Below are 10,000 nucleotides of genomic sequence, written 5' to 3'. Positions count from 1 at the left end.
TCGCCCCTTGTGTTCATATATAAATAAATCATTTAAATTACTTTCATTTCTTAACGACGATGTGATTTCTAAAACTTCAGTTATTAGCTGGCCAACATCTTTGTGCGCAGAGCACATATTTTCGAGTACAACGCTACTTCTCATTGCTTGAACAGAGGTGTTCATGCCTCTATTTTTGTATGTAGTAAGTAACACATGAGTATCAGGCGATAGTGGATGACTCTGAACGCAGTCAGTTTGCATGCTTAGAATTGATGATGTATTTCGACCTGTTTTAGCCGCAATAACCAGGGCATATACAATCAATTTATGACTATCTTTCCCCTGATATTCGCCCTTACGAATTAATGCTATTTCCCCCCATAAAAACCTCATTATTTTTTCGAACTCAGATTTTGAGTAAATATCAGTTACTTCCAGTGAGCGATTTACATTAACAAAAGGAGCATAAGGAAAAATGTCTTTTGATATACGACCGGTTCGGACAAAGTAAAATAAGACGGACTTTATGGAAAAATAGTGGTGCCTGGCACCTCCAGCTGAGAGCGTGCCATCCCCCCTTTTGGCAGGCCTGTATTTCAACCAAGAAATGATATTTTCAATAAGTCTGCTATCAAACTGTTCTATGCGGTTAATCTCAACGCCTTGCTTATATTTGGCATCAAGAAACTCAAATAAATTGATACAACCTGCTGATGCAAGGTTGCGAATGGTGCTTTCAGTAAGTTCATGACTTAACTGAACCACAGCATTGTACAAATCACACACAAGCGCCTCTCGACCTGCAAAAACCGCTGTCTTTACTTTCGATTGAACAGGCCTGTCGATATAATTCCATCGACTAAAATCTATACACCCTCTGTCTGTTTCAAAAACAAGATTACCAGAACCAATATCACTCTCGCGCCCTTTAAATTCGAGTAAGTTAGATTGCGACAGCTTGTAATTTTTCTTTTTTCCCATGGCTACTCCATCGCATCTATTTCCGCTTGATAGCTAGACAACTCCTGGTCATGCAGAGTCTCTATACAATGCAGATAAATAGCTGTTGTGGAAATCGATGAATGTCCAAGTCGAGATTTTACCCAAGCTAATGCTTTTGTCGTATTCGTCCGGGTGCTTTCGGCATACAACTCAATTGTTGCATAGGTATGTCGAAGCATATGAGGGTTTACTCTAAAGCTTAAGCGCTTATCTTCACCAACATAGAGAGTGCGGTAAAAGTTGTTTAAGGCAGCCTCACTGAAAGGCTCACCAAATCTATTCAGGAACAAGTTATGGGGCTCCTTGCCATGCAGTTTTTTATGACGTTTCGTCCGAATAACACCTTCACCGAAATGTAAATAATCCCATAGTTCTTTCATTAAAGGCGCTGATAGATAAACGGTTCTTGGCTTGCTACCTTTAGTGCGTTGACCATTGCTGGTGGGCTCCAGGCTGATAGGAATACGGATATTAGGCTTTTGCATATCGGGCTCGAAAATATATTTTCGAGAAAAACTTATGACTTCATCCTTTCGAATACCAGTGGATAATATTAGCTTGGTGATGAGTCTCATTGTCAGATTATCAATTGCCCCAATTAATTCTCTGCACTGATCCAAAGAAAGGAGTTGCGGTAGCCTTTTGAAGGTCTTAATCATTAAATCATTCGATTTTATAACCTTCTGACCATGTGTATGGCGAAGAAAACCAGGCATGCGCTCAGGCTTTAATTTGAACAAAACTTCCCAAGGTTCGAAATTAATTAGACTGGTTTTGTAACAGTACTCATAGAATCTTTTCAAAACAGACAAACGCATATTTATTGAAGAATCAGAAACAATTCTATGCCCTTTGTCATTCAAGAGACTTTTTGACCAGTTCCTATATAAGGCCAGAACGCTGATAGTAAAACTGTTCTCCTTATTTAAATAAGGGTCATCCCATAAAAGCTGATTTGCGTCTAAAAAAGAAAAGTAATCATATAAAGCATTGGCATAGTTCTTCACCGTCCTATTACTCTGTATACGACCATCTTGTACGGTAAGGTAAACTATGAACTGAAAGAAAGGTTTAACGATCTCGAAATCGCCATCAAGGAGTATGGGAACATGTGGATATGCCAAGCCAGAGACAACAAAGTTATCGTCGGTATAAATCAGCTGCAATTCAGGCATCCTTGATTTACTGAATCGAATACGTGTAAATATAGTCGATATCAGCATGTAACAGTTGTAAGATTATCTTACACACATTACGTCATAGTTTTGCAACTCACCTATTAGAAGCAGGTGTTGATATCCGAACAGTACAAGAGCAACTCGGCCATAGCGATGTGAAAACCACGCAAATCTATACCCACGTTTTAAACCGTGGTGGTAATGCGGTGAAAAGTCCGTTGTCTTTATTGCTGAACGGGTGAAGGTTTGGAGAGTTTCTGACTGAACGATAGACGGGAGTATTGCAGGGGACGTGGCTTGTCCCGCCCCATCAACGGGCAATTCAGTATCCATAGACGGGCGGGTACAAGACCTATGAAGATCCTTATGTAATTTAAGAAGGGAAGGCGCAAAGCTCTCCCCTACTCCTACGAATTGAATATCAGGTAAAAAAGACTCTGATTAGCAGGTTCGTGAAACTGGGGTCAGAGCCAATTTACTTCGTAAATATGGATCTGACCCAGGATCTGCGAGAAATTAGCGGACTATTTCCATCTCCGCCAATAAATTATCAGCGTTATCAACGTATTGCATCATCCATAACACGTAGCGGATATCGACATGGATAGCGCGGGTGATTTCCGGGTTGAAGTACCAGTCTTTGGTGATTGATTCATAAGTCGAATCGAAATTTAAGCCGACCAATTCACCTTTGCCGTTCATTACCGCTGAGCCCGAGTTACCGCCCGTAGTGTCGGCGCTGGATAAGAAGTTAACCGGCACTGAGTTAAAGGCTTTCACGTCGTTTTTTGGGCAGTTAAAAATAGCGCAGAACCATGGCTCTTTGCGTTGTACTGCTAAATCGGCATAAAAATAACCTTCAGTTTTACCGGCCAGGTAGGCATCCACCAGCTTTTGTGGCGCATTAAATGGGTAATCAGCCTGGCGTTTGGCGATTAAACCTTTGACTGAAGTAAAAGGCGTTTTATAGACACCGTCTTTGGCCGGATAACCATCCACTGAACCATAAGTGATACGTAAGGTGCTGTTGGCGTCTGGGTACACTGGTTTTCCCTGCGCTTTGTTGTACGCAATAATGGCTTGCATATAAGCTGGGCGTACTTGCGACAACTGGCCTTTTAATTCTTTATCCTGAGCTTCTAACGTCAGATTCTTATCAGAAATAGCCACAGCGATGCGAATAAATGGATCTGAACTTTGCGCAAAATCAGCTGGTGTTTTACCCAACCAGGCGGTGCGGCCTTGGGTGCTGGTTAAGCTGCTTTGTGGGTAAAGCGCAGTAATTTTTTCAGCAACCTGTGCTTGCGTCATGCCAGCGGTGACACCTAAAGCTGCGTCTAATTCTGCAACGCGCACCGAATCAGGCTGAGCTAAATACTCGGCGAGCTGTTCTGACCAAATGGCGATATCCATAGTCGGATGGAAGCTTTTTTCCATCCGGGCCAGGCGGCCTTCAATCATTTTTAAGTCACGTTGCTGGAAGCCCATTTCGCGCTCTGCGTCCGGCTTTTGGTTTTCCTGCGCTAAGCGGTACAACAGAATAGCGGCTTGTAATAAATCGCTGCGTTTGGCGGCTTCAAAGTAATAAGTTTGCTGGGTAAAGGCCTGTTCAGCGTCTATCACTTGTTTTAATGCTTCAATACTTTGTTGATAAGGTTTGCGGGCTTCATCGGCCTTAATCCAGTCCAGCAAAGCTTGTTCCTGCTGCGCTTTAATGGCGTGAATATCTGTGACTTTAAAGCCGTCCAATAAGCCCTGCAGTTTTTTCATGCGGTTATTGTGGCCTTTGACGGTAGAGGCGTATTTCACTTTTAAATCGGCGTCAGCCGCGCCTAAGCGGTCGATGGTGTTGATCATTTGCTGATAAGTTTTTACCTGAGCCGGATATTGCCAGTCGGCAGCAAAAGCAATTTCATCGGCTAAACGATAGCGGCTGGTTTGGCCCGGGTAACCTGCCAATAAAATGCCATCGCCCTGGCGTACACCACTGGCATTTACTTTTAAAAAGTTTTTGCTGCTGTAAGGCACGTTATCTACTGAATAAGGTGCTGGTTTGCCGTCTTTGCCGACATAACCCCGGATAAAGGTGTAATCCCCTGTGTGGCGCGGGTATTCGAAGTTATCGATATCGCCGCCATAATTGCCGACTGATTCTGACGGTGCATAGACCAAACGCACGTCCTGCAGCATTAGCTGTTTAATTTGGAAGTATTCCATACCGTGGTGAAAACTGACCACAGAGCAGCGGTAATTCGGATCGCTTTCACAGTCTTTAATCAGCGCCTTGCGGTTGGCCTCTATGGCTTCATAACGCGCCTTGCCGGATAAATCTGCAGCCAAAGTGCCAGTAATTTGTGCTGTTACGTCAGTCACAGCTTCGGTGATATACAAACGTTCCTGCGGCCCTGCTGGCAGTTCTTCCGCCATAGTTTTGGCTAAAAAACCTTTATCAATCAGGTTGTTGTCTTTGGTGGAATTATTCTGTATCGCGTTGTATGCGCAGTGATGGTTGGTCACCACCAGGCCTTTGGGCGAAACAAAAGAAGCGGAGCAATAGCCAAGGCTTACAATGGCATTCATCGGGTACTGACTTAAGTCAGCCAGTTGTTTGCCTGGTATTTCAATGCCTTTGGCTGTTAATTCATGTTGTAATTCAGCCAGTTGATGCGGCTGCCATTGGCCTTCGTCGGCCATAGTGGCGAAGCTGAGGCTAAGCGCCAGCGTGCTAAGCAGGTAGACAGATTTCATAGGATCCCTTGGTTGTCGTTTTTATAATGCAAAAGTTTGGCGCAAATTATCCATGTAAAGCGCTGTGGTGCAACCTTGATTAGTTCAGTGCGGGAAATTTAAGGTTAACCGCAGCTAAGATTCTTTTCTTTGACAGATTGAGCAAAAAGCAGCCTCATGCTAACAATAGCGGTATAAAAACAAAAAGATGGACAAAAACTTATGCAAGCATGGAATGAGCGTTTTCCCCGTTTAGCGCAGCTGCACTTTGCCCAGTGGTGTTATTTTTTAGCAACAGTGTTTTTTTTGCTATTTTTGCTTTTGGGGGTGGATAACAGCCTCCTGGCCAAAATCGCGGCTTTGTTACTGCTAATGGCTACAGCCAAAGAAATGTGGCAACGATTTGCTATCTGGTGGCATAGTCTGCTGGGTAAAGCCTGTATTCTGACCTTTTACGCCATAGTACTGAATTTCTCTTTTGCCTATGCCGAATCTATTGTCAACGGCGTATTAGGCATCAGGCCCAACGTGGTGCCTTACAGTGTAAACTTAGCGGCTTTGTTGCTGGCACCGGCCTGGACTTTAATAGGCAGCATGCTGACTTTGCAGTTTTATTCCATGCTGCACTTACTCAAAGTGATGCTGCTGTTAATGCTACGCCCTTTGGGTGTCAGGTCAAAACATCTGTTGGATGATGAAATATTCCCGGTCTGGACTTTAGTGGCCCGTATTATTTATCTGCCTGTGGTTACTATCATTCTAACTTTCACTTTGGCCAGTTATTTCAGCGGCCATCCGGAGCAGTTTTTAGACTGGGACAATGAAGAACAAAAACAGCAGGTCGCTCAGGTGATGCAGCAACAGGCGGAGGAAAAGAAAAAGAATAAAGAAATGGCGCAGCAACAAGGCCCACAAACCAAAGTCCCTGAATTTAAAATATTTATTGACGAAAGCGGCTTCAAATTCCCCACTATGCTGTGGCTGAATAAACTGGTAGCCTCCTTTAATTACCATATCGAAAGCCTTAGCGCCTCCAGTTGCAAACTCACGCCACCTGAACATCTGGTGCATATTAACGACTACGAAGTACTGGTGATCACTCCAGACCCAACGCAACCTCTTGGGTACAATTATAAAGTGCGGGTTTGTGACTCACCGGCCTTTCCTGCTGGTACCGCGGGCCGGGCTCTGGGATCTGTTTTACATCAACAACCCGATGATCAGCAGAAAGAAAAGCAGTAAAAAGGAGGGATAGTACTCATTCGAGCTGAATTCCAGACAATAAACAGTGGCATAACTTCAGCCTTAGAATTCGACCGTGATACAGGTACAAAACACAATTCTTGTGTAAATTTTGCTACCGGAAGGTATTCGGCCAGCTATATTGCTATGAATACCAGCCTCTGGTCAGGCTGGTTGGATGAACTGGATTCTTATCTGAAAAAGTCGGGGGACACGAATGCGATCTGGACTTCAGCCCATAGTAATTAAACGTATTCTGCCCTGCAGTAAAAGACAGCTATTTGACCTCTGGTCTAAACCTGAACTAATGGCGCGCTGGCTTTTTTCCTCGCAACAACCTAAGGCGCTCAGTACGGTCAGTGCTAGCTTTACTCTGGGTGGAGCTTTTGAAGTGGTGATGCATCTGCAACATGGCGACTACCGCCATTATGGTGAATATCAGGCTATTCAGCGCTACTCTCATATCGCCTTTAGCTGGAGCTCACACCTGGTGCAAAACTCTCTGGTGGCGCTGGATTTTAAAGAGTTATCCCCGAACAGAACCTTGCTGACCCTAACCCATAGCCAGTTCCCGGATGAAGCTGTGCGGGCGAAACATACTGAAGGCTGGACCCGTTGTCTGCAAAACCTGGAGCCTTTGTTAGCGCAGTTAACAACGCCAGCTCAGGCCGACTCAGCACCTTAATGTCAAAGTTTCAGAATAAAAAAGCCGGAACTAACTCCGGCCTTTATCTATTTTTACCCCAATGAGTTGGAATGGCAGCAAGGACGCACCGAAACCAGGGAAACCAACAAAGCTGCAGCTCCAGGTAAACCGGGTATAAATCAGTCGTTTTGCGCCTGGCGTATTTGCTTATTCAGCAGTGGCGTTAAAGCAAACATAAAGACACCACAACCTACACCAACCCAGCCCAGAATGGCGAATACATCAGCATAAATAGCCAGAGCTGTGCCCGTGTCTGTGCCTGCCGGCATAGAAGCTAAGGTACCAAAACGGCCTGCTAACATTTCACCAAAGGCAGAAGCTAAAAACCAGACGCCCATCATTAAACTGACCACCCGGCCAACCGACAAGGTAGTGACTGCAGATAAACCTATAGGCGATAACACCATCTCACCAATTTCCAGCACCAGATAGGCCAGAATAAACCACCAGAACCCTGCTAAACCATTGGCTTCAGGGTTCAGTGCGGCGTATTGCAACACAAAGTGCGCCAGACCTGCGAACAGCAAACCAAAACCAAACTTGGCTGGGGCAGAAGGGTTCCAACCTTTTTTATCCAGCACAGGCCAGAGCCAGGCAAAAGGAATGGCCAGGGCAAAAATAAACAAAGCGCCAACAGAGGTTAACTGCGAAGCGTTAGGGGTAAAGTCGCTGACCAGCAGGTTAAAAGTGTAGCTATTCATCACGCGGTCGGAAAATGCCAACCAGGTACCGTAAGTTTGTTCGTATAACCCCCAGAACACGGCGGAAATACCAATCAGCACCATCAGCACTATCATATTGGCGCGTTCGACTTTGCTGCATTCAACAAAAATAAACTTAAACCACCAAATCAGCAGGGCTATGGTCATCAGAATAGCCACCACTTCTGTCGCCGTAATTTCAGTGCCTTCAGCTAAACCTAAAATGGCTGCCAAAGCACCAAAGTCAAAGCGGGTTTGCAAAATTTGCTGAACTACAACAACACCAAGCAAAGCCCCCAGATAAATCAGCGTTTCGCGGCGAATACCAAAACGTTTTTCGTCCAAAAGTTCCGGCTGGCCTGGTTCAGCCTGGCCTTGTAAATGTTTAGTTTGGGTGACAAACACCAGCCAACCTAAGATCAGGCCTATACCAGCCGAGCCAAAACCATACTCCCAGCCATATTCAATACCCACCCAACCGACAAACAAGCTGGAGATAAAGGCGCCCATATTGATGCCCATATAAAAAATGGTAAAAGCTGAGTCACGGCGCGGGTCGTTATCTTCGTACAAACGCCCTACTATGGTAGAAATATTCGGCTTTAAAAAGCCGACGCCCACAGCCACCAATGCCAGCGACAAATACATAATTTGTACTGCTAAATGGTCAAAGCCCATTTCATGGGTAGCTGCGTGACCACGATAGGCCATACCCAGCATGCCCAAGGCCATTAAAGCACCACCAAAGGTCACTGCTTTGCGCATCCCCAGGTATTTGTCCGCCAGCAAACCACCTACGACCGGCAAGGCATAAGCTAAACCAGCGTAAGTCCCAAGCAGAATATAACCGTCGTCATCCGAAAATAAATGATGTTTGGTCAGGTATAAAAACAGCAGGGCTTTTAAGCCGTAGAAAGCAAAACGTTCCCACATTTCTGTGAAAAAGCAGACATAAAGGCCAACAGGATGGCCAAACAGCTGTCGCTGCACCGGAAGAGTTGTAGTAGTCATAGGGATCCGCAAATACTTTAGTTATTATCCCCTTCTTACTTGAAGCTGCAGCTTTGTTGACTTCCTGCCCTCGCCTCAGTCACATAGGTGAACTATGCTCCTGGGGTCTCGTGCACTTGTCGCCGCGCTGCAACTCCAATTAATTTGGGTATTAGTCTTAAAGTCTTAAAGTCTTAAAGTCTTAAAACCGCACTATTAAAGCCTTTGCCCGATGTCACAGCAAGCTTTTCCTGCCAGTTGTTCAGCAAGACCAGCAGTGAAATTCACTATTAATTGGTGAATTTCACAATATAGCCTTTGAGAAACATTCATTATCCTACTGATTTTTATATGAATTAAAACTGGCCCTATTCTTGTAACCCTATTGCCATAGATGAAAAAAGGAGAACGACTATGGGTGCTTTACGACTGATATTTAATATTTTCTGGTTTGTGATGGGTGGCTTTTTAATGGGGCTGGCCTGGTGGTGTATTGGTTTGCTGTGCTTTTTAAGTATCGTGTTTATTCCTTTCGGTCGCGCCTGCTTTGTGATTGGTGAAATGGCGTTTTGGCCTTTTGGCAATGAACATGTCAACCGCGAGCGCTTAAACCGAATCTCCGATATTGGCACAGGGCCATTGGGTTTTGTTGGCAATGTGATTTGGTTTGTCTTCGCAGGCTTCTGGCTGGCCTTGGGTCATTTGTTCCATGCCGTGGCCTGTTTTATCACCATCATCGGCATTCCGTTTGGCTTAGCCCACTTAAAACTGGCGACTTTAAGCCTGGCTCCAATAGGCCGCACTGTAGTGAATAAAGCTTATTAGCCGTGGTGAAAGAATTTTGCTGAGGCACAGGTCTTCTTAGCGTTCATTAATCGGAGAGAAAGCTGTGCCTTTATTATCTGTTGCTGTAATTGCTTGTATTAGCCTGAGTTTTGCCTTGCTGGCTTTGTCCGGTTTTGCTGGAGTGGATGCTGGTCTGGTGAAAATTCTTGGCTTTTACCAACTCAATAAAGAAGCCGATCTGCCGCTGCTGCGGCAATTAAGCGGCATTCTGTTTAGCCTGCTTGCGGTGCTGCCCTGGTTGACCTTGCGTTATCAAGTACTGAAAAAACCTCTGGCGCTGTTATTAGTGCTTTGTGCTTTGCCGCCTTTATGGTCACTGACTGGTTCAATCCACTGGATTGAAAGCTTAGGTGGTTTCCCCGCTATTGGTTCAGGTCAGGGTATTATTAAATATGCCGCTTTATTGGCTTTGGCCTGGTACTTCTGGCAGCCCGATAGCAAGCTTAAGCGCTGGGTGCAGTATGCTCCTGTCGCTTTAGTATTGCTGTGGATTGGCGGTATGAAGTTCACTCAGATTGAAGCTGAAGGTATAGCAGACTTGGTGCAAAGCTCGCCGTTGATGAGCTGGTTGTATCTGCTGTTTGACGTACAAACAACCTCTAATCTTATCGGCATTTATGATCTGC

8 protein-coding genes and 1 pseudogene are annotated in these 10,000 nt (G+C 45.0%); 5 read left to right on the top strand and 4 right to left on the bottom strand.

The window, feature by feature from the left end:
* Positions 1 to 963 (bottom strand): hypothetical protein (locus LDL40_RS00465; protein WP_300992571.1); only part of this gene is annotated, 963 nt, incomplete at its 3' end.
* 2 nt (positions 964 to 965) lie between these two features.
* Positions 966 to 2,159 carry a tyrosine-type recombinase/integrase gene (locus LDL40_RS00460; RefSeq protein ID WP_300992569.1) on the bottom strand — a complete coding sequence of 398 codons (1,194 nt, stop codon included), beginning with the start codon at positions 2,157 to 2,159 and terminating at the stop codon, positions 966 to 968.
* 71 nt (positions 2,160 to 2,230) lie between these two features.
* Between LDL40_RS00460 and LDL40_RS00455 the strand changes: the two are divergent.
* Positions 2,231 to 2,404: pseudogene (locus LDL40_RS00455) on the top strand (tyrosine-type recombinase/integrase); the annotation flags it as partial.
* A gap of 274 nt (positions 2,405 to 2,678) precedes the next feature.
* On the opposite strand, the gene LDL40_RS00450 reads toward LDL40_RS00455, so the two are convergent.
* Positions 2,679 to 4,910 (bottom strand): S46 family peptidase, encoded by a 2,232-nt coding sequence (locus LDL40_RS00450; protein ID WP_300992567.1) that lies wholly within the window; start codon positions 4,908 to 4,910, stop codon positions 2,679 to 2,681.
* 201 nt (positions 4,911 to 5,111) lie between these two features.
* On the opposite strand from LDL40_RS00450, the gene LDL40_RS00445 reads away from it, so the two are divergent.
* Both LDL40_RS00445 and LDL40_RS00440 read left to right on the top strand, forming a co-directional pair.
* Positions 5,112 to 6,131, top strand: a complete 1,020-nt coding sequence (locus LDL40_RS00445; protein ID WP_300992565.1) for a hypothetical protein — start codon at positions 5,112 to 5,114, stop codon at positions 6,129 to 6,131.
* A 217-nt stretch (positions 6,132 to 6,348) separates the two neighbouring features.
* Positions 6,349 to 6,816 (top strand): SRPBCC domain-containing protein, encoded by a 468-nt coding sequence (locus LDL40_RS00440; RefSeq protein ID WP_300992563.1) that lies wholly within the window; start codon positions 6,349 to 6,351, stop codon positions 6,814 to 6,816.
* Positions 6,817 to 6,956: 140 nt separating this feature from the next.
* Here LDL40_RS00440 and LDL40_RS00435 read toward each other — a convergent pair whose 3' ends face one another.
* The gene (locus LDL40_RS00435; protein ID WP_300992561.1) at positions 6,957 to 8,549 is read right to left on the bottom strand and encodes a peptide MFS transporter; all 1,593 of its coding nucleotides are present in this window, start codon (positions 8,547 to 8,549) and stop codon (positions 6,957 to 6,959) included.
* Positions 8,550 to 8,942: 393 nt separating this feature from the next.
* On the opposite strand from LDL40_RS00435, the gene LDL40_RS00430 reads away from it, so the two are divergent.
* On the top strand, positions 8,943 to 9,353 hold the full coding sequence (locus tag LDL40_RS00430; RefSeq protein ID WP_300992559.1) for a YccF domain-containing protein: 411 nt from the start codon (positions 8,943 to 8,945) through the stop codon (positions 9,351 to 9,353).
* Between the two features lie 64 nt (positions 9,354 to 9,417).
* Positions 9,418 to 10,000 (top strand): DUF417 family protein (locus tag LDL40_RS00425; RefSeq protein WP_300992557.1); only part of this gene is annotated, 583 nt, incomplete at its 3' end.

The organism is Rheinheimera sp. (genome assembly GCF_020217005.1).
GTDB lineage: Bacteria > Pseudomonadota > Gammaproteobacteria > Enterobacterales > Alteromonadaceae > Pararheinheimera.
Note: the sequence above shows the minus strand (reverse complement) of the source record. Positions and strands in the feature narration are given on the sequence as shown.